Source organism: Marinobacter persicus (assembly GCF_002934325.1).
GTDB classification, from domain to species: domain Bacteria; phylum Pseudomonadota; class Gammaproteobacteria; order Pseudomonadales; family Oleiphilaceae; genus Marinobacter; species Marinobacter persicus_A.
In genome coordinates this window covers 46,546-72,668 of record NZ_PTIV01000001.1, presented here as the reverse complement: position 1 = coordinate 72,668, position 26,123 = coordinate 46,546, and the positions used below count along the sequence as shown (strand labels likewise).

Below are 26,123 nucleotides of genomic sequence, written 5' to 3'. Positions count from 1 at the left end.
CCCTGTGCAGGATAGCACCGGGCTTAGAACTTGGGAGCAAGAAACTGTTTCATACGCTCGGAGTCCGGGTGATCAAACACTTTCTCCGGCGTGCCTTGCTCTTCAATCACGCCCTGATGCAAGAACAGGACCTGACTGGACACATCCCTTGCAAAGGCCATCTCGTGGGTGACCACGATCATGGTTCGGCCTTCCTCGGCCAGACTCTGCATCACCTTCAATACTTCGCCCACCAGCTCCGGGTCCAGCGCCGAGGTGGGCTCGTCAAACAGCATCACTTCCGGCTCCATGGCCAGGGCTCGTGCAATGGCCGCCCGCTGCTGCTGGCCGCCGGACATCTGGGCCGGGTAGTAATCCTTGCGTTCGTAAATGCCGACCTTGTGCAGGTACGCTTCGGCCCGCTCGATGGCTTCTTTTTTGGGGACTTTCAGTACATGTACCGGTGCCTCGATGATGTTTTCCAGAACGGTCATGTGGGACCACAGATTGAAACCCTGGAAGACCATGGAAAGCCGGGCCCGAATCTGTTCCACCTGCTTGTTGTCGGCCGGGATGCGGTGGCCCTTGCGGTTTTCGGTGAACCGGATCGGGTCACCGTGCACAATAATGTTGCCGGAAGTGGGTGTTTCCAGCAGGTTGATGCAGCGCAGGAAGGTGCTTTTTCCGGAGCCGGAACTGCCAATCAGTGAGACCACATCGCCCTTTTGGGTTTCCAGGGAAATTCCTTTCAGGACTTCGTGCTTGTCGAAGGTTTTGTGAATGTCCCTGCAGATAAGAGGCGCGGGTTCCGCCATGGTCGGCTCCTGAGGCTGTTTTAAAGGCGCTTGTTTTACGGACTGTGGGCCCGGAAATCAATAGCAAATTGTCTTATTCGAAACGGACGTTTGAACGCCATTCTCGCTTAATTGTTGATCAATGCAAGCGTCTCTTCATTGATCTGGCTGCGTATCGGCCGCTTTTTTAGCGGCCTCCGATGGCTCGGCCCTACGGCGTATCATGGGTGAGCAGGTCTTCCAGTTCCTCCGGAGCCGGCACGCGCAGCAGTTGTTCACCCTGTTTCTCCATTTCCAGGAGCGTCTGCCTGACAAAGCGCACATGGTTGGTGGCAACCTTGCGAGCCTGCTCGGGTTTGGCAGCCATAATCGCGTCGTACAGCTGCTTATGGTGCTTTGTGATCCGGCTGCGCATCTCTTCCCGGGGATTGAGGTTCGACACCGAGGCCTGAACCGTCAGCAGCATCATGTTCTTCAGGCCGCTCAGTACATGCACCAGCACCGGGTTGTGGGAAGCCTCAACAATGGCCTGGTGAAAGCCGTGGTCCAGCCGCGCATTGCGCAGCGGGTCGGTGCTCTCCAGAGCCTGGAAGGCCTGGGTCAGCCGATGACGGTCAAGATTCGTTGCCCGTTGGGCTGCCAGGAAGGCGGCTTGCCCCTCGAGCTGCTCGCGTACTTCGAGCAAATCGAACAGTGTGCGGGAGTGGCCCTGGTACAGGTACATCAGCGGGCTGTCGGAGTGCCGGTTGTCGGCATCCGGAACAATGCTGGCAACAAAGGAGCCTTTACCGTGGCGGGTTTCAATCACACCGCGGGCCTGGAGTTCATGCAGCGCTTCCCGGACCACGGAGCGCGAAACCTGCAGCCGCGCGGAGAGCTGCCGTTCCGAGGGCATTTTCTGGCCCGGGGCCAGTCCGCCTTCGAGAATCAGGTGTTCAAGCCGGTAGGAGATGTCTCTGGATATGCCCATTGCCTGCTGGTCTGACCAGTTGTTGTGTTTTCCGGTAGTTTAGACGATGGCCCATAGGCCGGGCAAATTGCCGTGAGCGCGGCAGTTTAGCGCTGCCCGCCGAGCTGGCATCAAATAAACTGGTCGGACCAGTTGCGAAACCTATGGACCTTTGAGGCGAATCCAAAGACCATCGAAGGTATATCGCGGTAACCCTCCAACAACAAAATAGGTGCCGACCATGCTAACCATAAAACGACTGTCTCTGGACGACGCGCGGACCCTGATCGCCGGTGCTTCGGAAAAGGCCCGGGAAATCGGTGTGCCCATGTGCATCGCAGTGACTGATGAATCCGGCAACCTGATCGCCTTTGAGCGGATGGACGGCGGCAAGACCACCAGTGTGATCATCGCCCAGGACAAGGCCTTCACCGCGGGTGCCGCCAGAAAAGCCACCCACGAATACAACGCCGCAAATGTGCCCGGTAACCTGGCCTTTGGCATCAACACCGAAGTGGGCGGGCGCCTCAGCTCCGTCGGTGGTGGCCTGCCGGTCATCGTTGACGGCGAAGTGGTGGGCGCTATTGGCCTGAGTTCCGGCACACCCCAGCAGGATATGGATTGCGCCCAGGCCGGAATCGACTATTTTCTAGGCAAACGCCAATAACACCCGAGAGAGCCATGACAAGCGAATCCAGACCCAGCAAACAACAGCTGGCGGACGAATTCCGGTCGTTTATCGACCCACAGTTCGTCATCAGTGACGAGGAAACCCTCAAGCCCTACGAGTGCGATGGCCTGGCCATGTATCGGGAGATGCCGATGCTGGTGGTGCTGCCGGAAACCGTGGAGCAGGTGCAGCGGGTGATGCGCATCTGCCATGAAAAGGGCGTGCCGGTCGTGGCCCGGGGTGCGGGCACGGGCCTGTGTGCCGGTGCCATGCCCCATAAAGAGGGCGTGGTGCTGTCGCTGGCCAAGTTCAATCGCATTCTGGATATTGACCCGGTGGCCCGCACGGCCCGGTTGCAGCCGGGCGTGCGCAACCTGGCCATCAGTGAAGAGGCAGCGCAATACGGCCTTTATTACGGGCCTGATCCGTCCTCCCAGATTGCCTGCACCATCGGCGGTAACGTGGCCGAAAACTCTGGCGGCGTGCATTGCCTGAAATACGGGCTGACAGTCCATAACCTGTTGAAAGTGGAAATGATTACCGTCGAGGGCGAACGAGTCACCGTTGGCAGCGATGGGCTGGATGCCTGCGGCATGGATCTGCTGGCGCTCGTCACTGGCTCAGAAGGGCTGCTGGGCGTGGTGACCGAAGTTACCGTGAAACTCTTGCCCAAACCCGAAGTGGCGCGGGTGATCATGGCCGGGTTCGACAGCATTGAAAAAGCCGGTGACGCGGTTGGCGCCGTGATTTCCCACGGCATCATCCCGGGTGGCCTGGAAATGATGGACGGCCATGCGATTATCGCCGCAGACGATTTCTGCCAGGCCGGTTATCCACGGGACGCCAAGGCCCTGCTGCTGTGCGAGGTGGATGGCACTGAAGAGGAAGTGGACGAACACATCGCCGAGGCCGAGTCGGTGTTCCGCAAACTTGGCGCCACCTCCATTCGCACCTCCACCAGCGAGGAGGAACGGGCACTGTTGTGGAAGGGGCGGAAGTCGGCATTCCCGGCGGTGGGTCGCATCTCCCCGGATTATTACTGCATGGATGGCACCATCCCCCGGCGCCATCTGGCTCATGTGCTGCTTGAGATGGAAAAAATGTCCGAAGAGTTTGGCCTGCGTGTGGCCAATGTCTTCCATGCCGGCGATGGCAACCTGCACCCGTTGATTCTGTTTGATGCCAACATCCCCGGCGAATTCGAGACCGCCGAGGCCTTTGGTTCGCGGATTCTGGAGTTGTGTGTGGAAGTGGGCGGCTGCATCACCGGCGAGCACGGCGTGGGAGTGGAGAAAATCCGGCAGATGGCCGTACAGTTCGACGATCAGGAACTGGCGCAGTTCCACAGCGTGAAAGCCGCCTTCGACCCCAAGGGCATTCTGAATCCGGGCAAGGGCGTACCCACTTTGAAATTCTGCCAGGAATACCGCTCCATTGAGCATAAACAACACAAGCACGAGGCGGGGGCCGAGCATGGCTGATCAGATTCAATCCCTGCAGGAGCAGGTGCTCCAGGCCCGCAAAAACGGGCAAACCCTCAACATTGTTGGCGGTGGCACAAAGTCGTTCATGGGGCGAAAAACCGACACGGATTCGGCCACTCTCAGCCTGGCCGAGCATTCGGGCGTGGTGGAATATCACCCCGTGGAGCTGGTGCTGACGGTTCGCGCCGGCACAACATTGAGCGAGATTGAAGCGGTACTGGCCGAAGAAGGCCAGTGCCTGCATTTCGAGCCGCCCCGGTTGGGCGATGGAGCTACCATCGGCGGTACGCTGGCCTGCAACCTCTCTGGCCCCGCAAGGCCCTGGGCCGGATCGGTGCGGGACCAGGTGCTGGGGCTTCGCCTGCTCAATGGCCAGGGCGAACACCTGCGCTTTGGCGGGCAGGTAATGAAAAACGTGGCGGGTTATGACGTTTCCCGCCTGCAGGCCGGCGCCATGGGCACACTCGGCGTGATGACCGAAATCAGCCTGAAAGTCATGCCCAAGCCGGCGACCACCGCCACCCTGGTCCAGGAAATGCCTCTGGATAGCGCCATTGATTACATGAACCGCCGTACTGGCGAGCCCAAGCCGATAACCGGTGCCTGCTGGCTCGATGGCAAGGTCTACCTGCGTCTGGCTGGTGCCCGGTCGGCGGTGGAGGCCACCGCTGAGCAGTGGGAGGGTGAAGTGTTCGAAGGCGGCAATGGGCTTTGGCAGCAGATTCAGGACATGCAGCACGAGTTCTTCGCCGGTGACGACCCGCTCTGGCGTTTCTCCGTGAAGTCCTCCGCCGTCATGCCGAGCCTGGATGGCCCCTGGCTGGTGGACTGGGCCGGCGCCCAGCGCTGGTACCGGGGCCCGGCGACCCTGAGTGACCTGGAGCCCGTGGCAGCTGAGGCCGGCGGACAGGTCAGCCTGTTCCGTGGCGGAGACCGCACCGGTGAGGTGATGCACTCCCAGCCCGAGGCGCTGAAAGCCATCCAGCGCCGTATCAAGCAATCGTTCGATCCCGACGGCCTGTTTAACCCGGGCCGCCTCTACAGCTGGTTGTAATCATGCAAACGAATCTGGTTCAACAATTTGCCAACACCCCCGAGGGGCAGGAAGCCGAGGAAATCCTTCGGGCCTGTGTGCACTGCGGCTTCTGCACCGCCACCTGCCCGACTTATCAGGAACTGAACGACGAGCGGGATGGCCCCCGGGGCCGGATCTACCTGATGAAAATGTTCCTGGAAGGGGGCGAGGTTACCGAGAAAACCCGGGAACACCTGGACCGCTGCCTGACATGTCGCGCCTGCGAGACCACCTGCCCCTCCGGCGTGAAGTACGGTCGGCTGGTGGACATCAGCCGTGGCCTGATTGAGGAAGAACTGCCTCGTTCCCCAAGGGAAAAGTGGCTGCGCTGGGGTCTGACCCGGCTGCTGCCCAACCGCCGCCTGTTTGGCCTGGGTTTGCGAGTGGGCCAGGCCTTCCGCCCGGTATTACCGCAAGCGCTGCGGGCCAAAGTGCCACCCAAACGCAAGGCCAGCCCCTGGCCGGCGGCCAGCCACAACCGCATTGTGTTGGCCCTGGCCGGTTGCGTGCAGCCTGCAGCCGCCCCCAACACCAACGCGGCGGCAGCTCGGGTGCTGGACAAGTTGGGTATCACCCTGGTGGAAGCGCCGGAGGCTGGTTGTTGCGGTGCGGTGAACTATCATCTGTCCGAGCATGAGCGCGGCCTGCAGGAAATGCGCCGGAACATCGATGCCTGGTGGCCGGCCATTGAAGCCGGGGCCGAAGCCATCGTCATGACCGCCTCCGGCTGTGGCGCCATGGTGCAGGAATACGGCCACCTGCTTCGCCATGATCCCGTCTATGCCAGCAAGGCAGCGCGGGTCAGCGAGCTGTGCGTGGACCTGGGCGAGTTCCTGCTGAAAGAAGACCTGGAACCCCTGAAAGCCAGTGCCGAGGGTGGCAAGGTGGCCTTCCACTGCCCGTGTACCCTGCAGCACGCGATGAAACAAAACGGCGTAGTGGAACAGGTACTGACCCGGGCCGGCGTGCCCCTGGCGCAAACCCGCGACAAGCATTTGTGTTGCGGTTCCGCCGGTACCTATTCCATCACCCAGCCGGAAATGAGTCAGAAGTTGCTGGATAACAAGCTGAAGGCGTTGACGGTGGAAGACCCGGTGAGGATTGTTACCGCCAATATCGGTTGCCAGCTGCACCTGGAAAGCAAAGCCAAGGTGCCGGTGCAGCATTGGATTGAATTGCTGGATCGGTAGGCGCTGTATTGCGCTCGCCGATCTGTTCAGTCTAGGGTTGCAGATAGTAGTCGGTTTGCTGGGGAGGTCTTTCCAAAACCGTGCGGAGCCATGGGTGAAGAGCGGTAAGCTCTTCACGGGCTGGCCAAGGATGGCCTGCCCTGGACCTTCAGCGCGACGCAGGAGCAATAAGCGTTGAAGGGCGGAGCTCGAGCGTTACAGGGACGTATTCACAGCGTGTTTTGGAAAGACCTCCCCCGCGAACTGACGGTCGGACTAGTACAAACTATTAAACAACACAGGAAGTGAACATCATGCCAAGGATCACGGCCCTGGCCCTGCTGGTTTGCGCAGGGCTTTCCCCTCACGCGTATGCTGAAATCTACCGATGGACCGACGCCAATGGCGCCGTGCATTTCTCCGATGAGCCGCCGAAACACGCGGAGCACCGCTCCCTGAAACTGAAAGAGACGGTGACCGTGCCCATGCGTGAGAATGTCCGGCAGGCCGATAACGTGCACCGTAGCCGAAAGGCCGTAGGTCGCCTGCTGGAGTCTGATTCGACTGAGGACGCATCCGCTAGCCGCGCCGAGGAAGAAGTGAAAACGGCCCGCTGCAACAATATCCAGAAGAGGTTGGACCGTATCCAGGCGCAGTTGAGAGCGGGCTACGGCAGCGAGCGGGGTAACCGTCTTCGGGCACAGCGTCGGGAACTCAGCCAACAATACAGCCGCCAATGTGTGCTTGGGTAGACAGCGCCTGGCCCCGGTCTGATAAAGAATTCGTGCGCTAACTTCGGAAACCGCTCATTGTTCTTTGATAATAATTATTGTTAGCTATCTACCTTGTGAACAGGAGGTAGAGCTTGTCCCATTTTAAGTTAGCGTTGTTGTTGGGTATGACCGTCGCCTTGGGCCCCCTGGCCCTGGACGCTTATCTGCCCGCGTTTCCCGACATTGCTGATGGCTTTGGTATTCCTCATTCCGATGTAGGTCTTACGCTCAGCGCTTATGTCGCAACCCTTGGTTTGGCGCAGCTGGTGGGTGGCCCGCTGTCGGACCGCTATGGCCGGCGAATGATCCTGCTGGGCGGGCTGGCGATCTTCTCGGGCGCCGGTGTGATGGTGGCCCAGGCCGGTTCTCTGATGGAAATGTCTGTCTGGCGGGTGATCCAGGGCGTTGGTGGCGCGTTTTGTGCCGTCTCGGTACCGGCCATTGTTCGGGACCAAGTGAGCGGGCAGGATGCGGCTCGGTTGTTTGGCCTGATTGGCCTGATCATGTTTATCGCGCCTGCGGCCGCGCCTACCCTGGGTTCGTTCATGCTGGCGCTGGGCGACTGGCACTGGATTTTTGTGGTGCTGGCGGCGTACGCCGTGTTCCTGGCCATGGTGCTGCAGCTGGCCCTCTTCCCGAAACTGACGCCCCGGCCACCGGTGACCACGCCGGTCAGTACGCTGGTCACCAATTACGTGTTGGTGCTGCGTCATACAACCACCATGCGTTTTATCGGCATCCAGGTGCTGTGTTTCAGCGCCATGTTGCTGTTCATTACCCACTCCTCGTTTATTTACCAGGAGCACTTCGAGCTTTCCAGCAGCACCTTTTCCATGCTGTTTGCCGCCAACATTGCGTTTATGGCAACCCTGAACCTGATCAACCGCCCCCTGCTGCGCCGGTTTTCCTCGGTGGTGTTGCTGCGGGTGCAGGTATTGCTCCAATGCCTGGCGCTGATCGGGCTGGTGACGGTGGTCGCGCTGGATGGACCGCTCTGGGCGGTGGCGGCCCTGATCATTACGTCGATTGGTTTTCAGGGTGGGATTGTGCCCAACAACCTGGCCAACGCCCTGGATTTCTTTCCGCACCTGGGTGGCACGGCAGCGGCTCTGTTGGGGGCTTCTCAGTTCACATTGGCGGGCGTGATCAGTGCGTTGTCTTCCGCGTTCGCGGGCGATAGCCTGCTACCTATTGTCGCCAGCATGTTGGCCTGTTCGGCAGGAGCAGCCTTGCTCGCTCTGGGCGCACCGAAAGCGGTGTGGCGGGAAAAAGCCAGGTTAACCGAGGCCGATACCTGAGCCTTGTTTTTGCCCTTACAAACGCAAAAAAGGCAGCCGAAGCTGCCTTTTCTTAACGTTGTATGTGCCTGTTATTTACAGGGCAACAACGTTCTCTGCCTGAGGGCCTTTCTGGCCGTCAGTCACGGTGAAGTTGACTTCCTGGCCTTCGGCCAGAGTTTTGAAGCCACCACCTTGAATAGCGCTGTAGTGAACAAAAACGTCCGCACCGCCTTCGCGAGTAATGAAGCCAAAGCCTTTAGCTTCGTTGAAGAACTTAACGGTACCGGTAACTGTAGACATAGTAATCTTTTCCTGAATTCAATCTTTTAGTGTGCTGCCAGACATCAAATGGATGCGGGGTCAGCGATAGGCGGGAAACAAAAAACGGCTTGATCAAAAACAGGACGGTACACTTCTTACGACAGGGATACGTCTTATCGTTGACTGCTTGCTAAATCTTTCCAACGCCGTTGACTGTACGCCTGTTCACGGAGAATGCAAAGGTTTTTTTCATAGGTAGAAACATCCGGGCTGTGTCTCACGTGCAATGACCGTGGCTGGTCGGCTTCGTTACAATCCACTTGTCGTTCTTTCGGACGCTGCCTGAAAGACCCCCAACCCCAATAACTCTGAGACGCCCATGAAGCTGATACTTAGCCGGAAAGGTTTCGATACGTCGGCCGGCGGCTGCCCGAATCCGGTCTTCCCGGACGGCAGTTTCCTGGCCCTGCCGATTCCTGATGCGCAATCGCCCATCCGCTACAGCCAGATTCAGCATGATGGCCGCTCCCTTGGCCCCCTGGTGTCACAACTGACGGGTAACCGAGCCTTCTCTCGAAAGGGCGCGCACCTGGACCCGGACCTGCTGCCGGAGGCTTTCGAACGACAGCCGGGCTGGCGGCCTTTGCTGGGGCAGCATGGCGCGGCCCAGGCGCATCTGGCGAATCATGGCGTGGGCGAGGGCGATCTGTTTGTGTTTTTTGCCTTGTTCCGGCCGGCTGAGCGGCACCGTGGGCGCTGGCGTTTTGTACCCGGTGCCCGGGCCTTCCACGCCATCTGGGGCTGGTTGCAGGTGGCGGAAGTCTGGCCGTTGTCATCGTCAGTGAACATACCGGAATGGGCGGCTTATCACCCACACCTGTTTGGCCAGCGATCTACACATAACAGTCTGTATGTGGCGGGGGAGCATCTGGCCGTGCCGGGAATGCAGACATCTTTGCCGGGCGCCGGAGTGGTGGCCGCAATGGCGGAGCCTCACAGGTTGACCGCCCCGGATGCCCGGGGCGTTACCGACTGGCGTCTGCCCGCCGCCTTCATGCCGGGACCGGGCAAGACTCCCCTGAGCTATCATCACAAACCGGAGCGGTGGCGCGGGGAAAATGCGGACTGGTGCCGCCTGCAATGCGCGGCCCGGGGGCAGGAATTTGTGCTGGATCTCCAGCAATACCCGGGCGTTGCGCAGTGGTTGGCAACGCCGGGGCTGCTGGGCTGAATCCGATGAGGGTTACGCCCGCTTAAAGCTGGCCAGTGCCAGGGCTGCGGTCACAAACAGCCCGCCAAACACGCGGTTCATCTGACGCTGGCGGGTGGGGGTAGTCATGAACCGGAACAGCTGGCTGGCCAGCAAGGCATAGCCCACCATGACCAGAATATCCACCACAACCAGCGTGGCGCCCATGGTAACCAGTTGCTGACCATGGGGCGCGTTAGCCTCCAGAAATTGTGGGAACAGGGCGATCAGGAAAACGGTGGCCTTGGGATTGGTCAGGTTGACCAGTGTACCGTTCCAGAATTGCTGGCGTTTGCTGAAGCCGTCCAGATCGCCCCCACTGGCTTCCACCGGTGGCTCGCGCCATTTCTGGATGCCCAGCCAGATCAGGTAGGCCACGCCGACCCACTTGATCACCATCAGGGCCGTGGTTGAAGAGGCCACAATGGCCCCCAGACCGGCGCCGACCAGCACGATCTGCGCGCCATAGCCAAACTGCTGTCCGGCAATGGTGGGCAGGGATTTACGCACACCGTAACGCAGGCCGCTGCTCATGGAGTTCACGGCGCCGGCCCCGGGCGATAGGCTGATGAATATGGCGGCGACCAGGAAGGTCAGCCAAACGGTGAGTGTCATCGCCAGTCTCCTTTCATAAATCCCCCTGTCATAAAAGCGTCACAAGTCAAACAGCCGTAACTGTTATCCTGTACCGTTTATTCTACCGAATTCAATGCAGGAGCAGGGCAGCAATGAGGATTATCGCGTTTTACAGCCCAAAGGGTGGTGTTGGCAAAACGGCCGCAGCGGTGAATATCGCCTATCTGGCCAGCCAGGACATTTGCCGCACTTTGCTGTGGGATCTGGATCCGCAAGGTGCCTCCAGCTTCTATCTGTCCGGTGCCGAGCCGGTGAAAGGCCGTAAGCTGTCCAAGCTGCTGGAAGGCAAATCCCCCATGGCCAAGTTTGTCCATGACGATATTTACCCCGGCCTGGACTTTATTCCCGCCCACAGCAGCTTCCGCAATTTTGATATCAAGCTGGAGCAGGAAGAGGGCGACGGCAACCAGCTGAAGAAAATGCTGGCGCCGTTGTCCGAGGAAACCAGCCTGGTGATTTTGGACTGCCCGCCCACGCTCTCGCGCCTGACCGAACAGGTGCTGGATGTGGCCGACGAAGTGTATGTGCCGCTGGTGCCGACCTGGCTGTCCATGAACAGCTGGCAGCAACTGTATGATTTCGCCAAGGACAAGAAACTGGGCGCCAAGAAACTGCGCCCGTTTTTCTCCATGGTGGACCGGCGCAAGAACCTGCACCAGTCCCTGGTGCAGCAAGCCCCTGAACGATTGAAGAACTACACGGACGTGGCGGTACCCTATGCCAGTGTGGTGGAGCGTATGGGTGAAGAAGGTTTGCCCCTGGAAAAACTGGATGCCCGAAGCCCGGCTGCCGAGGCGTACCGGGAACTCTGGTCGGCGATTAAAAAAGACCTTTGGTGAACGTCAGGCCCGTTGGATAGCCTGCGGGCCACTAGTCGTGCTGATGGTGTACTCGGGCCGTATTCTGCTCGGCCAGGATGTGGTACATGATCTCCTCTAACCTGGTTGGTGGCACCACGGCTTACCTGCTTGAGCGCCAGCGCCGCCTGTTGTTTATTTGTGAATGTTAGTTGGAAGATGATCGCGAGTACCACCTCAAGCGCTCGCTAAATGATCCCTGATCGGTCTCCCAAATCGTGAATTGCTGTATGACCGCCTCCGGCAGGCCATACGGCTGGGTGCGAGGAACAACGAGTGTCGCGCCGGTTTCTTCATTGACCTGGATGGTTTCAAAGCCATTAATGAACGGTTTAGCCATAAGACCGGTGACCGGGTATTGATCGAGGTGGGTGAGCGGCTATCCGAAACAGTGAGAAAGAGCGATACCGTTGCCCGCCTGGGCGGCGACGAATTTTTTGTGCTCGCGTTCGGGTTAGAAGGCAAGGCAGACGCGTGTCATCTGGCTGAAAAGTTACTGAAGGCCCTGCGAGGGCCATTGGCGGGTGTGCCTTCAGAACTGCTATTGCGGGCCAGCGTCGGCATTTGCCTGTTCCTATTCCCGGGTGTGATGCCCGCCAATGTAGTTCATCGGGCGGATATGGCGATGTATGAGGTGAAGGAAAACCTGAAGGATGGTTATTGTTTGGCGCCGGAGGGGTGAGGGTAGAGTAGATGTTGTTGGCTTAGAAACAAAACCAGGCTCCTGCGCAATCAATCAGTTACGAATATTACCCGCCACTCAAGACCACATAAAACCGCAATTACGTGGACACTTCGTTGACACTTACTCTGTGTTTCGATTAGCTATCTAAACGTGGTTGGTCGAAATGGAGGTCGGGGTGACTGATACCAAAATCCCGTTTGGGTATCACATCGAGTCTGGGCGCTATGTTGATGTGAGAGAAGTGCCAAGCGGAAAGAAATGCGGCTGCAAATGTCCGGCTTGCGACCTCCCACTTGTGGCGCGACATTGTCAGGTAGGTCGTGTAGATCATTTTGCCCATAATACCAGAGGCCAAGATAAAAAGGTTTATGAGGAGTGTACGTTCTCCTACTGGGTCTCTATTGCGGCAATGACTCGTCAGATCTTCCGGGATTCGTCCAGGTTTGATATTGCTATGCCTGCCTATACGTATCCCCGACATCTTCCCTGGGAGGGGTACAAACCCGATTTTGTTTGCACTGAAGCGTGTACGGTTCACCTGGAGGAAATCGCCGTGGATCGGAGCATTTCTGGCGAACACTTTGATGTAGTTGGTGAATATTTGGGGGTGCCAGTTGGAGTCAAGCTAATTCATCCAGAGAAAAAGGATGTTGGTGATTTCTCGGGTTGGCACTATAACGAGAAAAAACTGGTCGTGATTTCTATTGATCTTTCATATGCGAGGAGGGGCTTTCAGCATTCAGAAATACCGTTGAAGGATATGCTTTCTGAGGCTCTTTCAAAGGATCGTGGCGGCAAGGCGTGGGTTTACCACCCGAGAATGGTCCATTATCTAAAGAAGCGTATGTCGCAGGGGCGTTTCGTTGAATCCAAAAGCCTGATGAAAAACCGTCAAAGCGGTTTAAATGTTCGTCAAAAATCGATATTGCGGTCGTCTGCTCGCGACACCTCATCTGCTAGTGGCATGTATCGCAATGAGAAAGGTGAGTACCTTTTCTATTGTAGAAAATGTGATCACGAGATACTTAAGAATGCCACCCAGTGTTTCTGTGATAAGTGCTTTGGCGTTATGTATCGCATCCATAGAGGGCAGATACCCGATAGGAAATTTTGAGAGCCTGCAATGGTTTTAGAGAAGGCCAACAATGTGCGGCCGGTTCAACTTAAGTAATGGACAATAAAACGTTGGTTTAGCGGTGTAATGAGCAAGGGATAAACCCAGCCCGGGTATCTGAGGACAGAAAGCATTTTCAGGTTCAGGATTTAATCACCGTGAGCAAGGTCGGCAAAGCCGTGAGAACCCACCTGAAAGATCCGGTATGGGGTTAAAAACTCCACTCGGATTGTTCGGAAACCCCACTGAACAAGCTTTTTCTCCCGCCCCAAAGTTCAGAACAGTTTGCCCTGATAGTTCAAAAAAGCGAACAACCGGAATCCCTTGCTTGTGCCCTAGGGGATGCGGAACGGTTGCTTATTTTTGTTCGGTTCTGTGGTTCGGTGTCTCGCAATGTTTGTTCGGCGTACCCACTTTTAGGGGTGCCGAACATGGGAACCGAACTATACCGGTGGTTTATCCCTGAAGTTGTGGCGCCTTGGAGATTTTGAAAACAACCCCGAACCGCGCTCAACGATCCCCGCAGTGATGAATTCCGGGTGGGAAGGACCCGTAAAGATACTAAATGGTTTCTGGTATAACCGTTTCCACAGTTTTGCTACCAGCTGGCCATCCTGAAGAGCCTACCAGAACTATCTTCATCATGAAGCCTCAGTACAATTTGTGTGTCCTCAAAGACAGGAGAGTTTTGCGCATTTCTTTTTGGAAGATCTGAATCAATAGCAGTTACAATCATTTGTATCCCGAGCCCTGTGTATTCTTGGATAACCTCTAGGAGATTCTCCTTTTTTCGATTGTCTAAAGATTCGAATATACCGTCGTGATAAAGCCAGCGCGGGAACTTGCCCCCTAAATGAACTCGAAGAATAGATAGGTCGAATGCAACGCACAATAACTTTTTGTATGTGTGTCCGAGATCTGCGCTCGTTGAGTTGCCATCGTCATCAAGGATTTCTGCTAAAAACTCAATGTGTCCTTGCTGATTCACTGATACGCTCAATAAGGCTTTTCTCGATAAAACCTTTTCAACGATATCGCTGAAGTGCTCTCTGACCTTCGAAAATCGGCTATTGGGGGCACTGTTTATAGTGTCAACGTTATTCTCAATTTCTTCTTGAACTTCGGATAAGTGGCTTTTGATGTTCCGGAGCTCACTCCTTAGCTCTTGTAGCCGTTTAAGATTATCTCTCTGCCTTTCTAAGGTTTCAATGTCAGCCTTAATTCTGACCAAATCTTTAGAAATCGACTTGTACTTTTCAAATACATCGACTTCCTTAATAAACTTTAGGTTTTTAGACCGTTCAGCGGCAAAGTTATCTATTTGAGCCTTTATCACATCAAGCTCATCATTTATTTCTTTAAGATCTTCTTCGAGGTACGATCTTCTTTCTTCAGTAATGGATTTGTTAAACTCAATCAGCTGATCAAAGTCCTTCTTTATCTGATCTTTAAAGAAGACACCAGCTTCTTCAAACAATTTCCTTGCTTGTTCGGTATCGAAAAGTATAGAGTTATCTTTTATAGATTCCTCTATCTTAGATTTCGATTGATTCAAGTAGTATCTTCTGGTGGTTAAGTCTGCTAGTTCTCGGTCGCAATCTGAAATCGTGACTTCGGCTAGCTTTGCATCTTCTTCACGAAAATCAAACTGTGACAACAGTGATTCTTTCTTTTCAGATTCACGCAGCTTCAGCTGTAATAGGCCCTCGATCTTTCCGGAATCTAGATTTAATCCGCCCAGTTCGGTCTTAACGGTTTCAAGAGATTTCTCTGAATCATCGACTCTTTTTTCGGTTTCATATTGTTCACTGATGAATGAAGATTCAAAGCCTAAGATATGGGCGAGAAATGGCTTCCAGGTTTCATGCTTGCCTCTGAATTTTTGGAGTTGAAAAACATCTGTATAATCATTCTGGGCCCTAAGTAGATATCCGGTGATCTGTCTGTAGCCCCACGGTGACAGGTCACGAAGATCTAGAGCGCTGTTTAAAATATTTCTTGCTCTATCGAACGTAACATCTGCATGATCCCATTGAGGATCGTCAAGTTGGGTAAAGTCTTTGTGCTTTTCGTTATGATATTTAAAGGATATTTTGCTTGGCTTCGCTACCGAGCGTCGAACTGTTATAAATTTGTCTGAGGTGATCTGAATTTCTAAGAAGAAGACAAAGCTTTCGAACAACGATAAATGTTTGAACAAAAACTGTTTGTTGCTGCGCTGAGCAAGCAGGAGGAAATCCAATAATTTTGCTAGTGTGGTCTTTCCGAGATTATGTGTGTCTTTTTCTTTGTTCTCCGGCCTTCTTATCTCGGCTATTACAGCGTTTAAGCCATCTTCAAGAAAGATGGGGGCGAAAGTCTCGTTTTTATTGCTGTAAACTTTAGTTAGCTTCATTGTGGTCTATATATTCAAAAGAATCAGTGTTTTTGTGGTAACGAACTTTACCCATTATAAAAAGAAAGCTGAGCGCCGGAATATAAAGATTCTCTCCGCCTGAGATGCGGCTTTTCGTCAGTTTTAAAAGCTCAGGGTATTCGATAATCCGGCTGTCCTTCAGCGCTCTTAATAATAGCAATGATACGCTTATGACCGTGCTATCTGGGTGCGAATATTTGGTTGGCCTCAACATTCTTCATCCTCACCGATGTCGCAATTCCAATACATGTAAAATAGCATAGCCCTCGTCAAGGTTCTGTGCCTTCTAAGATCTGGGTCGCGTTCCACTAGCGCTCGAAAAATGTGATTCAATACTTCATCAAAATTCTGATGGTCCTTCTTTTTTGCAATGATGTTGCATTGAAACTCATCAACTGTTGATTCATACATTTGTACAAATCTTGAGTTTTGTGGTGCGGCAAGGAAAGATTCAATTTTGGGCGTTTCCTTTAAAAACCGACTGCGCCAGTATCGAGCCCCCTCAGTAGTAAAGTTATTGATTTTATTTTTTGTTTTATATTCGACCCGAGGGGTAGGAGGGGTGTCATCAACTGTTTTAAAGTTTGATTTTTGTCCATCTAATGCTTGAATCACCTCGGCGAGGTCATCTGGAGAGACTAGGAGTGGTGCGTCAATGGGGTCAAGATCAAGCTGGTCGGGGATTTCTCGAAAAAACTTCAGCCATGACTCAAGCTGCTCTACGCTACATATTTTTATCTGGGGCTGTGGTAGATTGCAGACGTTGGATATATAGGAAACGATCTCGTTCTCGCCATTTCCTGTCAGACGTCTGTTGGCAATCAAAAGATAATTATCTAAATCGCCTTTTGAGATTAAGTTTTGGATTCTGGGGATTTCTTTTTGAATAATGCAATTTTCATTGTTTGTGCTAAAAAAATCGCTCTCGGTAAAGCTTTTATTTAACCCAATAGTATGCTTTGCTTGGATTATAGTGGTTCCTTGCCACGGCGTGGTTTTGCTCGGATACATCTCGGCAGTGCCGACGAATTTTGCGTCACGCCCACCGTCGGGGCCCTTTGCAAATCCTTGTGTTGCTAACCCGAATAAACGCTGACAGATGGCAAGAACCAGCTCTTCAAATTGGCCATCACTAAGATCAGAGTATGCATATTTCGCCATTTTACGTCCGTGCCTTTCGGATTGCTTCTCTGCCGGTATGCTTGGTGGTAAACGTATACCTTACGTTCACTATTCGCAATTTTGAATCGTCTGAATTAAGACTTGGTAGGCCCTCAATCGTAAGGTGCGTTCGACTGAAGTGAATCGAGAGCTTTCGGCTTAACTCCGATGTGCTGTTGGTCAGATCAGAGTTGTGCCCTGGATCTCGTCCGGGCCGAAGCCAGCCGCACGAGAGAGGAATCTGTTAGCGGCTTCACTGTCCGATTAATGAATCTGCTTACATATTGCTTACAAGTTCGAATCCCAGAAACAACAAAGCCCGCACAAGGCGGGCTAAGTTATTGAATCTTGGTGCCCGGAGGCGGAATCGAACCACCGACACGGGGATTTTCAATCCCCTGCTCTACCGACTGAGCTATCCGGGCATGTTGCGCTACTGCTGTGCAACGGGGCGCTATTAAACCGGTTTAGGGTTTTTGAGTCAAGGCCGTTGAGCAAAAAAATCAGAGAGATTTCAGGGTTGCTCAACCCTTGATCAATCCCAGCCGGTGGGGCTGTTACTTCTCCGGCGGCACGTAGCCTTCGGCCTGGTCGAAGGGTTCGTTGTTGAAGAAGTGTTCCATCTGGGCCTGCAGGTATTTGCGGGTGTTGGGCTCCATCAGGTTCAGGTGTTTTTCGTTGATCAGCATGGTCTGCTGGTTCTGCCACTCTTCCCAGGCCTGTTTGGAGACGTTGTCGTAAATGTCCTGGCCCTTGGCGCCGGGCATGGGAGGGAAGTCCAGGCCTTCCATTTCTTTCTGGTATTTGCGGCAGAATACGGTGCGGCTCATGGTGGCTCCTGTGTGGTTTGAATCTTGCCGGATGATAACAGACGGTCGCCGGCCCTGGCTTGTGCTCGCTAGAGCCTTTTAGAGCAGGGCGGCCTGTTCGGGTTCGGTGAGGAGGGTGCGGATGGGTGCAGGTAGTCCCAGATTCAGGGCCTGGTCCCGGTGCAGCCACTGCCATCGGTCACTATCGGCCACAGTATTGTTGTCGCTGACGGTTAGCCTGGCTGGCTGGATATGCAGGTGGTAGTGGCTGAAGGTGTGGCGGAAGCCGCCGATCAGCTCTGGCTCGGAGCAGGTTAGGCTCAACTCCTGTTCGCAGGCCTGTTGCAGCTCTTCGGCACCATAGGCCGGGTCCAGTTCCGGCAGGCTCCAAAGTCCGCCCCAGATGCCGCTGGGTGGCCGGCGTTCCAGCAGGATTCTGCCCTCGCTGTCTTCGACGATGACCATCCAGGTGGTTTTTTCCGGTTTGGCTTTCTTGGGCTTTGATCCTGGGTACAGGTGGGTCTCGCTGTGAGCGAAAGCCTGGCAGTCGGCATTCACCGGGCAGGCCTGGCAATCCGGTTTGGTGCGGGTGCACACCATGGCGCCCAGGTCCATGATGGCCTGGGTGTAATCGGTGATGCGCTCGCTGGGCGTGTGCGCCTCGGCGTGTTCCCAGAGGGTTTTCAGCACGGCGGTTTTGCCCGGCCAGCCGGGCACGGCGTGGTAGCGGGCCAGAACGCGTTTGACGTTGCCATCGAGAATGGCCGCTCGAATACCGTAGGCCTGGGCGACTATAGCTGCGGCGGTGGAGCGTCCAATACCGGTCAGGGATTCCAGGGTTTGCGGGTCAGCCGGGAATTCGCCGTCAAAGTCGTTGACCACTTGTTGCGCGGCCTTGTGCAGGTTGCGGGCGCGGGCGTAGTAGCCCAAGCCGGACCAGTGGCTGAGTACGTCGTCCACAGGCGCGCGGGCCAGGTCCTGCACGGTGGGGAAGCGCTCCATGAACGCCTCAAAATAGGGAATCACGGTGGTCACCTGCGTTTGCTGCAGCATGATTTCCGAAACCCATACCCGGTAGGCGTTGCGGTTGTGATGCCACGGCAGGTCATGCCTGCCGTGGCGGTCGTACCAGCTTAATAGTCGCTGGGAAAAGCTGTCTGTCATCAGTTGAACAGGCCTTTGAGTTTCTCGCCAATTTTTTCCTGCACTTTCTCTTCGGCTTTCTGTTTGGCTTCGTCCACTTCTTTTTTGGCCTTCGCGCGGGCGGCGTTGGCGGCAATGTCCTTGAGGGTGTCGCGGAAGCGTGAACCATCGAAGGAGCAGAGCTTGCCTGGCGCTTCAGAGAAGTTGCCGCGGCATTCTACCGGAATCACCACGTTTTCCACGTATTCGGTCACGCGGCAGGCGTTGTCGCGGTGAATTTCCCCAACAATGCGCAGGCCCACTTCGTAATCCAGCTCGGTTTGCTGCAGGTCCACCGTGCCGTTGCCCTCCAGGCGCATGCCGGCCAGGGCGGCAACCAGGTCGTTGTTGGTCAGGGTATTGCCGTTGATGGTCAGGGTGCCGCGCATGTCGTTAAACGGCGTGTGGGTGCCCCAGTCCGTGGTGGTCAGTTGGTCCTGATTGACCATGGCAATGCCCTGGCAGGCCATGCGGGTCAGGTTCATGTTGCGGAACTGCCCCTCCGCCAGGTTGAAGGTGATTTTGCCCCGGGCGTTTTCCCGCAGCGTCGATACCCGGTTGCCGGTGGTGTCGATGGTCGCATCCAGGTTGGCGGCGCCGGACAGCATTTCCACTTCCGCCAGGTCGGTCAGCAGCGGCAGGGTCTGCACACTGGTGACATCGGAACGTATGCGCCATTTGGGGTTGTCGCTACGGGCATCCAGGGTGACATTGGCATCAAAGCCACCGTCATAAAGCTTGCCGCTGAATTCGTCGACCTTAAGCACGCCGTTTTCGGCCGTGGTGCTGGCGGTAATCTCCTTGATGGTCAGGTTGCTGACGATCAGCTCGCCAAGACCGAAATCCACATCCATCAACAGAGAACGCAGGGTCTCCAGTGGCAACAGGTCGGATTCCGGCTGGCCGGCGCTGGCGGTTTCAGTGGTTTCGCCGCTGCCACCGGCGCTGGATGAATCGTCTTCACTGGCCGGCGGTAGGTAGCGATCGGCGTTCAGCTTGTCGCCGTTGAGGTCAAACACAATGCCGCCAGTGCCAAGGTTGTAGCTGCCTCCACCGGTGAAGGTGGTGTCATCCAGGGTGATGGTCAAGTCGGAAAGTGCGGCGGTGCCAGGTTCGCCGCCAATCTTGGTGGTGAAGGCGACGCGCTTGAGCACGTCCGGGTCATCGGTTTCGATGGCCGGCTGGCCCAGATTGCTCAGTAACTGCTTAAGCGAGAACTCGGCGATGTCTACCCGGCCGGCCAGTTTGGCCTGATTACCAAAGCCCTGGATGTCCAGGTCGGTGCCCAGTCTCAGGTTGGCCAGGCTGGCAGTGAAGTCGCTCAGCGAGGCGGTTTCGGTTTCCAAGTTCGCGGTAAGCGAGCCGCCCATCTCAGCGGTCACGGATTTGCCGCCAAAGGGCTCGCCGGTCATATCGAAGACCGCCTCAAGGCCGGAGACTGCAAACTGGTTCAATGCTTCATTGGCCTGAAACTGCGCACTGATGCTGCCATCCACCGCAAACTGCGGCTGGGCAGTTTCCACCCGGAAACTGATTTCCAGGGGAAATGCGGAGCCGAGGGTGATGTTGCTGGCGGTTACATTGAGATCCTGCAGCGCGACCGACTGGCCCGTGGTCTGGTCGCTGTAGTGCACATTGGCGTTGCTGATTTCCACGCTTTCAACATTGAAGTTCAGCGGCTCACGGCTGCCCACTTCATCGGCTGTTGGCGCCGTATCGGTTTGCGCGGTCTCGCTGCCCTGATCCTGAGAGGCTTCCTCTCGCATGATCCGGGTCCAGTTGCCCACGCCTTGCTCATTCACTTGCAGCTGTGCGTCCAGGCCGCTGAGCAGGAAGGTGTTCACCTGCGGCGACATGGAAATCAGTGACCAGAAATCGATTTGTGCCACCAGCTGCTCCAGGGCAACCAGCCGTTCGCCATCCAGGTTAGCCTCAACCTGATTCAGTTCCAGGCCGAGTGGGATAAACGACCAGCCAATTTCGCCCTCCAGGATGAGGTCCAGGTTGGTCTGTTTTTCCACCGCAGCTTCGATCTGTGGCTTGTAGTCATTGGGGTTGATTACGGCCACCGCGATACCAATGGCCAGGACTGCCAGCGCGATCAGCGCCACTAGGGCATAGAAGGCGTAGCGAATAGCTTTCATGATAGGCATTCCTTTAATCAGATCATTAAACCGGTTGTGAGACTCGGCCGCTGTTAACAGGTATAATCGGTGACAAACTTTATGCTATCAAGCCAGTTTTCATACGGAGTCTCCATGGCCGAACGTAAGGCACGGGTAGAGCGCAATACCCTCGAAACCCAGATCACCGTTGAGATCAACCTCGACGGCACCGGCAAGTCCAGTTTCGACACCGGCGTGCCCTTCCTTGAACACATGATGGACCAGATTGCCCGCCATGGCCTGGTGGATCTGTCTATTAATTGTAAGGGCGACCTGCACATCGATGACCACCACACCGTGGAAGACATCGGTATTACCCTGGGCCAGGCGTTCAAACAGGCGGTGGGTGACAAGAAAGGCATTCGCCGCTACGGCCACGCCTACGTGCCCCTGGACGAAGCCCTGTCGCGCGTGGTGATCGACCTCTCCGGCCGCCCCGGCCTGCAGATGGACGTACCCTACACCCGCGCCACCGTGGGTGGGTTCGACGTGGACCTGTTCGAAGAGTTCTTCCACGGCTTTGTGAACCACTCCATGGTGACCCTGCACATCGACAACCTGAAGGGCAAGAACACCCACCACCAGATCGAAACCGTGTTCAAGGCCTTCGGCCGCGCCCTGCGTGTGGCGGTTGAAATGGACGAGCGCATGGCTGGCATTACGCCTTCCACCAAGGGCGCCCTGTAACCGGTCACCGAAAGGAACAGATTTACCATGAACACCGTTGCCATTATTGACTACGGCATGGGCAACCTGCACTCGGCGAAGAAAGCCGTGGAGCACGTGGCCCCGAACTGCTCCGTGCTGGTGACCGGCGATGCCGCCAAAATCCGCGAAGCCGACCGGGTGATCCTTCCCGGCGTTGGCGCCATCCGGGACTGCATGGCCGAAATGCACCGCTTGGGTGTGGTTGAGCTGGTGAAAGAAGTGTCCCGGGACCGCCCGTTTCTCGGCATCTGTGTAGGCATGCAGGCACTGATGGCCCGCAGCGAGGAAAACGACGGTGTGGAGGGCATTGGCCTGTTCCCCTCCGAGGTGCGCTACTTCGGCGACAACCTCACAGAGAACGGCGAACGCCTGAAAGTCCCGCACATGGGGTGGAACGAAGTCTGGCACAGCATGGATCACCCACTGTGGCACAACATCCCGGACGGCGACCGGTTTTACTTTGTACACAGCTACTACGCCGAGGCCGCCGGCAATCCGGACATGGCCGGCCGCACCCACTATGGCGTGGATCTGGCTGCCGCCGTGGCAAAAGACAACATATTCGCAGCGCAATTCCACCCGGAAAAAAGCGCCCGGGCGGGTTTGCAGCTGCTGGAAAATTTCACGAACTGGAATGGAAAGTAAGCAGGCAAGCACATGGTAGCGCTCTGGGGCAGGAAGGCCTTTCAGGGACTGTCTGCAGCATGGATGCTGCAGTCAAGCTTACAGGGATGTATTCACAGCGTGTCCCTGAAAGGCCTTCCTGCTCCAGAGTGCGGGCGCAAATTTATTTGCCTGACTTTCTGATAGGAAAACAACATGCTCATCATCCCAGCAATTGATCTCAAAGACGGCAAGTGCGTAAGGCTGCGCCAGGGCCGCATGGACGACTCCACCGTATTCGGCGACAACCCGGTGGACATGGCCACCAAATGGGTGGAAGCCGGCGCCCGCCGCCTGCACCTGGTGGACCTGAACGGCGCCTTTGCCGGTGAGCCGGTGAACGGTGAAATCGTCAAGGAAATCGCCACCAAGTACCCGGACCTGCCGATTCAGATCGGTGGCGGCATTCGCTCCGCCGAGACCATCGAAGCTTACCTGAAGGCCGGCGTACAGTGGGTCATCATCGGCACCAAAGCCGTCAAAGAGCCCGAGTTTGTCACCGAAATGTGCAAGCGCTTCCCCGGCCACATCATCGTTGGCCTGGATGCCAAAGACGGCCTGGTGGCCACTGACGGCTGGGCGGAAGTATCCGAAGTCAAAGCCGTCGACTTGGCCAAACGCTTCGCCAACGACGGCGTGGAAGCCATCGTCTACACAGACATTAGCCGCGACGGCATGATGCAGGGCGTGAACGTGGAAGCCACCGCCAAGCTGGCCGAAGAGGGTGGCATCCCGGTGATCGCCTCCGGCGGCGTGACCAACATGGACGACCTCAAGCGTCTGGCCACCGTGGCCGACAAGGGCGTGCAGGGCGCCATCACCGGCCGCGCCATCTACGAAGGCACCCTGGATGTGAGCGAAGCTCAGGCCTACTGCGACACGCTGAAAAGCTGAGGAAGCATCATGGCATTGGCAAAACGCATTATTCCCTGCCTGGACGTGGACAAGGGCCGCGTGGTGAAAGGCGTGAACTTCGTCGATATCCGCGATGCCGGTGATCCGGTGGAAGTCGCGCGCCGCTACAATGAGCAGGGCGCTGACGAAATCACCTTCCTGGACATCACTGCCAGTCACGAGAGCCGGGACACCACGTACGAGACCGTTGAGCGCATGGCCGCCGAGGTATTCATCCCGCTGACCGTGGGTGGTGGTGTGCGCACGGTGGACGACATCCGCAAGCTATTGAACGCCGGCGCCGATAAGGTCTCCATCAACACCGCCGCGGTCTTCAACCCGGATTTCGTGAAAGAAGCGGCCGAGCGGTTTGGCCGCCAGTGCATCGTGGTGGCCATTGATGCCAAGCGCGTCAGTGGCGAGGGTGAAGAGCCGCGCTGGGAAATCTTCACCCACGGCGGGCGTAAGCCTACCGGCCTGGATGCTATTGAGTGGGCTCGGAAAATGGTGGACCTGGGAGCTGGTGAGTTGCTGCTGACCAGTATGGACCGCGACGGTACCAAGGTAGGCTTCGACATCGAACTGACCCGCGCCATCAGCGATGCGGTGTCTGTGCCGGTAATTGCCTCCGGCGGTGTGGGTGAGCTTCAGCACCTGGCCGATGGGGTGACTAAAGGCGGTGCCGATGCGGTGCTGGCGGCTTCGATCTTCCACTTTGGCCAGCATACGATTCCCGAGGCCAAGGCCTTCATGAAAGAGCAGGGTATCGAGGTTCGGGACTAAAACGATAGCTTGAAACTACGTAAGCCCCTCTCCCGCGAGGGGAGAGGGAATGTCCGGCCTAGTCTTCTTTACTTCGCGCCACCATCGGCGTCACCGGATGCTTTTCCCCTTCCGCAAACATTTCCAGGTTGCCGTTGCGCATGGCCCACAGGCCGCTGACGGTGGCAATGGCGATGCCTTGCTTATCCAATTCCGGCAGGTGCTTTTCCAGGTAGTCCACGGTTACCTTGTGCGGGTGACCAATGCCAACGGCCGTGCCGTTCTCTTTGGCCTTCTGGATGAGCAGCTTGAACTGCTGGTCGACGAATTCTTCCGTCTGTTCGTGGTCAAGAAACACGTCCCGGGTCAGCGTGGGCACGTTATAGGCGGCAGCGACCTGGCCGGCGACGGAGTTGGCGATGGTGCGGCTATCCACGAAGTAGAGAGGGTAACGATACAGTTCGCGCATCACCCAGGACATGGGGAGCATCTGTTGCGTGAGCAGGCTGCCCATGTGGTTGTTGACGCCACTAACATGCGGGATTGCCTGTAGCGAGCGCCGCAGCGTTCTCGCCACCGTGATCTCGTCCATATCCGGCGTCAGGCCCCCGGCGCCCAGACCGATGTCCCGGGTGTTCGCCATGGGGGCGTGCAGCATAATCTCTTTGTGATGCCGGAAGGCAAGCTGTGCCAGGGGCACGGTGTGCCGGCGGAAGGGCAGGAAAGACAGGCTCAGTGGCTGGTCCATTCGTGCCAGGCGTTTCCCTTCCTGGAGGTTGTACCCCATGTCATCGATGATGATGGCAATGGTTGGCGGATAGGAGGTGCTGCCTTCCTCAGCGGTTGCCAGGCAGGGGGGCAGCAACAAAGCCAGCCCCGAGAGAATTGCCCCGATCACCCTCATGGGTTGCCAGTCTTCGGATCGGCAGCGTTTTTAGGGCCAAGAATATGCAGGCCCTTTAGCAGGTTAAGTGCCGAACGCAATTGAAAGTCGCCATCCACGGGAGACGATTTGGCCTGATCTGCTGGATCAGGTTCCTGGGCGGCGTTCTCTTCATTCTCGCCGGCCAGGTGCCCTTTCAGGTCTGCTTCGGAGAAGAACGGACGGCTATTGAGCTCGGTCAGCTCCGCCGGTTTTACTTCGATGTCTGGCTCGATGCCCTCAGCCTGAATGGAGCGGCCATCCGGCGTGTAGTAACGAGCAGTGGTCATCTTGATGGCATGGTTTTCATCAAGCGGGATGACGGTTTGTACGCTGCCCTTGCCGAAAGACTGGGTGCCCATGATCACGGCTCGCTGATGATCCTGGAGGGCGCCAGCGAGGATTTCCGAGGCGGAGGCCGAGCCGCCATTGATCAGCACCACAATTGGGGTGTCCGCCATGACATCGCCGGACTTGGCGGTGAAGCGCAGGCGGGAGCTTTGAATCCGGCCTTCGGTGTATACGATCAGTCCTTCGTTCAGCAGGGCATCGGCGGTTTCCACCGCGGACTGGAGTACGCCGCCGGGGTTATTTCGCAGGTCGATGACCAGGCCGTCCAGGTCGTTGCCGTGCTTGTCTTCGAGTTTCTGCAACGCGTCGACGAATTGCTTGCCGGTGTCAGCCTGGAACTGGGTAATGCGAACATAACCGTAGCCATTATCGAGCATTCGGGATTTAATGCTGGTAACTTCGATGATGTCGCGGGTTACGTCAATTTCAATCGGCGCGCTTTCCCCTTCGCGCATGATCGTGAGAGTCAGTACCGAGCCAGGTTCGCCGCGCATGATGTTCACGGCTTCTTCCAGCGACATGCCTTTGACCGGTTGGTCGTTCAGTTTGATGATCAGGTCGCCGGCCTGCACGCCGGCCTTGTCGGCAGGGGTGCCGTCGATAGGCGCGATAACTTTTACGAAGCCGTCTTCCATGCCCACTTCGATGCCCAGACCACCAAACTTGCCGGAGGTGCTTTCCTCCAGCTCTTTATAGTCGTCAGGGGTCAGATAGGTTGAGTGAGGGTCCAGCTCGGAGAGCATCCCTTTGATGGCGCTTTCCAGAAGCTTGGTGTCCGATACGTCTTCGACGTAAGCGTCCTTGATACGACTGAATACTTCGGTGAATTTGCGAAGGTCTTCCAGGGGCAGTTGCTGCTCAGGGTCAGGCAACTGGATGTCGGTTTGTTCTCCCGACTGGATACCATCCAGTATCTGCTGGGTCTGCTGGGCATGATCCTGGGCCTGGGCCGGTCCGGACAGGGTGAGAACTGAGGTAGCCAGGGCAAGGCAAGGCAGTGACGGTATCCGAAGACGACAGCTGGCCAGTTTCATTCGCGTATCCTGTTTGCTTTCCGATAGTTGGACCGGGTTTGTGATCATCACAGTATGGCGTCCACCGGCGGGTTTGTCAGC

Annotated in this window: 26 protein-coding genes and 1 tRNA gene; 14 read left to right on the top strand and 13 right to left on the bottom strand. The window is 56.4% G+C overall.

Annotated features, from left to right (window positions below; translation table 11 throughout):
• Window positions 1-23: 23 nt before the first annotated feature.
• Together BY454_RS00390 and BY454_RS00385 are read right to left on the bottom strand one after the other, a co-directional pair.
• Window positions 24-794 carry an ABC transporter ATP-binding protein gene (locus tag BY454_RS00390; RefSeq protein ID WP_104414650.1) on the bottom strand — a complete coding sequence of 257 codons (771 nt, stop codon included), beginning with the start codon at window positions 792-794 and terminating at the stop codon, window positions 24-26.
• 190 nt (window positions 795-984) lie between these two features.
• Complete coding sequence (locus tag BY454_RS00385) at window positions 985-1,743, bottom strand: FCD domain-containing protein (RefSeq protein ID WP_104414649.1); 759 nt, start codon at window positions 1,741-1,743, stop codon at window positions 985-987.
• 220 nt (window positions 1,744-1,963) lie between these two features.
• Between BY454_RS00385 and BY454_RS00380 the strand changes: the two genes are divergently transcribed.
• From BY454_RS00380 to BY454_RS00355, 6 genes are all read left to right on the top strand, one after another.
• Complete coding sequence (locus BY454_RS00380; protein ID WP_104414648.1) at window positions 1,964-2,389, top strand: GlcG/HbpS family heme-binding protein; 426 nt, start codon at window positions 1,964-1,966, stop codon at window positions 2,387-2,389.
• 14 nt (window positions 2,390-2,403) lie between these two features.
• Window positions 2,404-3,873 (top strand): FAD-linked oxidase C-terminal domain-containing protein, encoded by a 1,470-nt coding sequence (locus tag BY454_RS00375; RefSeq protein ID WP_104414647.1) that lies wholly within the window; start codon window positions 2,404-2,406, stop codon window positions 3,871-3,873.
• Window positions 3,866-4,930 (top strand): glycolate oxidase subunit GlcE, encoded by a 1,065-nt coding sequence (glcE, locus tag BY454_RS00370; protein WP_104414646.1) that lies wholly within the window; start codon window positions 3,866-3,868, stop codon window positions 4,928-4,930. Before BY454_RS00375 ends, glcE begins: the two co-directional genes overlap by 8 nt.
• A gap of 2 nt (window positions 4,931-4,932) precedes the next feature.
• Window positions 4,933-6,141, top strand: coding sequence for a glycolate oxidase subunit GlcF (gene glcF, locus BY454_RS00365; protein WP_104414645.1), 1,209 nt, complete (start codon window positions 4,933-4,935; stop codon window positions 6,139-6,141).
• Between the two features lie 293 nt (window positions 6,142-6,434).
• Window positions 6,435-6,872, top strand: coding sequence for a DUF4124 domain-containing protein (locus BY454_RS00360; protein WP_104414644.1), 438 nt, complete (start codon window positions 6,435-6,437; stop codon window positions 6,870-6,872).
• 113 nt (window positions 6,873-6,985) lie between these two features.
• On the top strand, window positions 6,986-8,191 hold the full coding sequence (locus BY454_RS00355; RefSeq protein WP_104414643.1) for a multidrug effflux MFS transporter: 1,206 nt from the start codon (window positions 6,986-6,988) through the stop codon (window positions 8,189-8,191).
• 75 nt (window positions 8,192-8,266) lie between these two features.
• Here BY454_RS00355 and BY454_RS00350 read toward each other — a convergent pair whose 3' ends face one another.
• Window positions 8,267-8,473: a cold-shock protein gene (locus BY454_RS00350; protein ID WP_091705561.1), complete on the bottom strand. Its 207-nt coding sequence runs from the start codon at window positions 8,471-8,473 to the stop codon at window positions 8,267-8,269.
• Window positions 8,474-8,813: 340 nt separating this feature from the next.
• Here BY454_RS00350 and BY454_RS00345 point away from each other — a divergent pair, with 340 nt between their 5' ends.
• Window positions 8,814-9,665 carry an Nmad3 family putative nucleotide modification protein gene (locus BY454_RS00345; protein WP_104414642.1) on the top strand — a complete coding sequence of 284 codons (852 nt, stop codon included), beginning with the start codon at window positions 8,814-8,816 and terminating at the stop codon, window positions 9,663-9,665.
• 12 nt (window positions 9,666-9,677) lie between these two features.
• Here BY454_RS00345 and rhtB read toward each other — a convergent pair whose 3' ends face one another.
• Window positions 9,678-10,298 carry a homoserine/homoserine lactone efflux protein gene (gene rhtB, locus BY454_RS00340; RefSeq protein WP_104414641.1) on the bottom strand — a complete coding sequence of 207 codons (621 nt, stop codon included), beginning with the start codon at window positions 10,296-10,298 and terminating at the stop codon, window positions 9,678-9,680.
• Between the two features lie 113 nt (window positions 10,299-10,411).
• Between rhtB and BY454_RS00335 the strand changes: the two genes are divergently transcribed.
• The 3 genes from BY454_RS00335 to BY454_RS00325 all read left to right on the top strand — a co-directional run bounded on the left by BY454_RS00335 (window position 10,412) and on the right by BY454_RS00325 (window position 12,975).
• Window positions 10,412-11,158, top strand: coding sequence for a ParA family protein (locus BY454_RS00335; protein WP_104414640.1), 747 nt, complete (start codon window positions 10,412-10,414; stop codon window positions 11,156-11,158).
• Window positions 11,159-11,375: 217 nt separating this feature from the next.
• Window positions 11,376-11,858, top strand: a complete 483-nt coding sequence (locus BY454_RS00330; protein ID WP_104414639.1) for a GGDEF domain-containing protein — start codon at window positions 11,376-11,378, stop codon at window positions 11,856-11,858.
• Window positions 11,859-12,036: 178 nt separating this feature from the next.
• A complete protein-coding gene (locus BY454_RS00325; RefSeq protein WP_146082673.1) occupies window positions 12,037-12,975 on the top strand; it encodes a hypothetical protein in 939 nt (312 codons plus the stop codon).
• Between the two features lie 598 nt (window positions 12,976-13,573).
• Here the strand turns inward: BY454_RS00325 and BY454_RS00320 are convergent.
• The 7 genes from BY454_RS00320 to BY454_RS00290 all read right to left on the bottom strand — a co-directional run bounded on the left by BY454_RS00320 (window position 13,574) and on the right by BY454_RS00290 (window position 20,687).
• Window positions 13,574-15,370, bottom strand: a complete 1,797-nt coding sequence (locus tag BY454_RS00320; RefSeq protein ID WP_104425533.1) for a DUF2326 domain-containing protein — start codon at window positions 15,368-15,370, stop codon at window positions 13,574-13,576.
• Window positions 15,357-15,605 (bottom strand): ABC-three component system middle component 8, encoded by a 249-nt coding sequence (locus BY454_RS17125; protein ID WP_104414636.1) that lies wholly within the window; start codon window positions 15,603-15,605, stop codon window positions 15,357-15,359. Before BY454_RS17125 ends, BY454_RS00320 begins: the two co-directional genes overlap by 14 nt.
• The gene (locus BY454_RS00310) at window positions 15,599-16,552 is read right to left on the bottom strand and encodes an ABC-three component system protein (RefSeq protein WP_104414635.1); all 954 of its coding nucleotides are present in this window, start codon (window positions 16,550-16,552) and stop codon (window positions 15,599-15,601) included. Before BY454_RS00310 ends, BY454_RS17125 begins: the two co-directional genes overlap by 7 nt.
• Before the next feature lie 349 nt (window positions 16,553-16,901).
• Window positions 16,902-16,977, bottom strand: a tRNA-Phe gene (locus tag BY454_RS00305).
• Between the two features lie 132 nt (window positions 16,978-17,109).
• Entirely contained in the window at window positions 17,110-17,382 is a 273-nt protein-coding gene (locus tag BY454_RS00300; RefSeq protein WP_104414634.1) for an oxidative damage protection protein, read from the bottom strand.
• Between the two features lie 78 nt (window positions 17,383-17,460).
• On the bottom strand, window positions 17,461-18,525 hold the full coding sequence (gene mutY, locus BY454_RS00295; protein ID WP_104414633.1) for an A/G-specific adenine glycosylase: 1,065 nt from the start codon (window positions 18,523-18,525) through the stop codon (window positions 17,461-17,463).
• Entirely contained in the window at window positions 18,525-20,687 is a 2,163-nt protein-coding gene (locus BY454_RS00290) for an AsmA family protein (RefSeq protein WP_104414632.1), read from the bottom strand. The genes mutY and BY454_RS00290 overlap by 1 nt, the downstream gene beginning before the upstream one ends.
• Before the next feature lie 114 nt (window positions 20,688-20,801).
• Between BY454_RS00290 and hisB the strand changes: the two genes are divergently transcribed.
• The 4 genes from hisB to hisF all read left to right on the top strand — a co-directional run bounded on the left by hisB (window position 20,802) and on the right by hisF (window position 23,756).
• On the top strand, window positions 20,802-21,395 hold the full coding sequence (gene hisB, locus BY454_RS00285; RefSeq protein WP_104414631.1) for an imidazoleglycerol-phosphate dehydratase HisB: 594 nt from the start codon (window positions 20,802-20,804) through the stop codon (window positions 21,393-21,395).
• Window positions 21,396-21,422: 27 nt separating this feature from the next.
• Window positions 21,423-22,061, top strand: coding sequence for an imidazole glycerol phosphate synthase subunit HisH (hisH, locus tag BY454_RS00280; RefSeq protein ID WP_104414630.1), 639 nt, complete (start codon window positions 21,423-21,425; stop codon window positions 22,059-22,061).
• A gap of 174 nt (window positions 22,062-22,235) precedes the next feature.
• Window positions 22,236-22,973, top strand: a complete 738-nt coding sequence (gene hisA, locus BY454_RS00275) for a 1-(5-phosphoribosyl)-5-[(5-phosphoribosylamino)methylideneamino]imidazole-4-carboxamide isomerase (RefSeq protein ID WP_104414629.1) — start codon at window positions 22,236-22,238, stop codon at window positions 22,971-22,973.
• A gap of 9 nt (window positions 22,974-22,982) precedes the next feature.
• Complete coding sequence (hisF, locus tag BY454_RS00270) at window positions 22,983-23,756, top strand: imidazole glycerol phosphate synthase subunit HisF (protein WP_104414628.1); 774 nt, start codon at window positions 22,983-22,985, stop codon at window positions 23,754-23,756.
• Between the two features lie 58 nt (window positions 23,757-23,814).
• Here hisF and BY454_RS00265 read toward each other — a convergent pair whose 3' ends face one another.
• Window positions 23,815-24,639: a divergent polysaccharide deacetylase family protein gene (locus tag BY454_RS00265; RefSeq protein WP_104414627.1), complete on the bottom strand. Its 825-nt coding sequence runs from the start codon at window positions 24,637-24,639 to the stop codon at window positions 23,815-23,817.
• Window positions 24,636-26,042: a S41 family peptidase gene (locus BY454_RS00260; RefSeq protein ID WP_104414626.1), complete on the bottom strand. Its 1,407-nt coding sequence runs from the start codon at window positions 26,040-26,042 to the stop codon at window positions 24,636-24,638. Before BY454_RS00260 ends, BY454_RS00265 begins: the two co-directional genes overlap by 4 nt.
• Window positions 26,043-26,123: the final 81 nt, after the last annotated feature.

Bases quoted from the DNA above. Each gene is read 5' to 3' on its own strand.
- BY454_RS00390 (WP_104414650.1), bottom strand. From the start codon at position 794: ATGGCGGAACCCGCGCCTCTTATCTGCAGGGACATTCACAAAACCTTC.
- BY454_RS00385 (WP_104414649.1), bottom strand. From the start codon at position 1,743: ATGGGCATATCCAGAGACATCTCCTACCGGCTTGAACACCTGATTCTC.
- BY454_RS00380 (WP_104414648.1), top strand. From the start codon at position 1,964: ATGCTAACCATAAAACGACTGTCTCTGGACGACGCGCGGACCCTGATC.
- BY454_RS00375 (WP_104414647.1), top strand. From the start codon at position 2,404: ATGACAAGCGAATCCAGACCCAGCAAACAACAGCTGGCGGACGAATTC.
- glcE (WP_104414646.1), top strand. From the start codon at position 3,866: ATGGCTGATCAGATTCAATCCCTGCAGGAGCAGGTGCTCCAGGCCCGC.
- glcF (WP_104414645.1), top strand. From the start codon at position 4,933: ATGCAAACGAATCTGGTTCAACAATTTGCCAACACCCCCGAGGGGCAG.
- BY454_RS00360 (WP_104414644.1), top strand. From the start codon at position 6,435: ATGCCAAGGATCACGGCCCTGGCCCTGCTGGTTTGCGCAGGGCTTTCC.
- BY454_RS00350 (WP_091705561.1), bottom strand. From the start codon at position 8,473: ATGTCTACAGTTACCGGTACCGTTAAGTTCTTCAACGAAGCTAAAGGC.
- BY454_RS00345 (WP_104414642.1), top strand. From the start codon at position 8,814: ATGAAGCTGATACTTAGCCGGAAAGGTTTCGATACGTCGGCCGGCGGC.
- rhtB (WP_104414641.1), bottom strand. From the start codon at position 10,298: ATGACACTCACCGTTTGGCTGACCTTCCTGGTCGCCGCCATATTCATC.
- BY454_RS00335 (WP_104414640.1), top strand. From the start codon at position 10,412: ATGAGGATTATCGCGTTTTACAGCCCAAAGGGTGGTGTTGGCAAAACG.
- BY454_RS00320 (WP_104425533.1), bottom strand. From the start codon at position 15,370: ATGAAGCTAACTAAAGTTTACAGCAATAAAAACGAGACTTTCGCCCCC.
- BY454_RS17125 (WP_104414636.1), bottom strand. From the start codon at position 15,605: ATGTTGAGGCCAACCAAATATTCGCACCCAGATAGCACGGTCATAAGC.
- BY454_RS00310 (WP_104414635.1), bottom strand. From the start codon at position 16,552: ATGGCGAAATATGCATACTCTGATCTTAGTGATGGCCAATTTGAAGAG.
- BY454_RS00300 (WP_104414634.1), bottom strand. From the start codon at position 17,382: ATGAGCCGCACCGTATTCTGCCGCAAATACCAGAAAGAAATGGAAGGC.
- mutY (WP_104414633.1), bottom strand. From the start codon at position 18,525: ATGACAGACAGCTTTTCCCAGCGACTATTAAGCTGGTACGACCGCCAC.
- BY454_RS00290 (WP_104414632.1), bottom strand. From the start codon at position 20,687: ATGAAAGCTATTCGCTACGCCTTCTATGCCCTAGTGGCGCTGATCGCG.
- hisB (WP_104414631.1), top strand. From the start codon at position 20,802: ATGGCCGAACGTAAGGCACGGGTAGAGCGCAATACCCTCGAAACCCAG.
- hisH (WP_104414630.1), top strand. From the start codon at position 21,423: ATGAACACCGTTGCCATTATTGACTACGGCATGGGCAACCTGCACTCG.
- hisA (WP_104414629.1), top strand. From the start codon at position 22,236: ATGCTCATCATCCCAGCAATTGATCTCAAAGACGGCAAGTGCGTAAGG.
- hisF (WP_104414628.1), top strand. From the start codon at position 22,983: ATGGCATTGGCAAAACGCATTATTCCCTGCCTGGACGTGGACAAGGGC.
- BY454_RS00265 (WP_104414627.1), bottom strand. From the start codon at position 24,639: ATGAGGGTGATCGGGGCAATTCTCTCGGGGCTGGCTTTGTTGCTGCCC.
- BY454_RS00260 (WP_104414626.1), bottom strand. From the start codon at position 26,042: ATGAAACTGGCCAGCTGTCGTCTTCGGATACCGTCACTGCCTTGCCTT.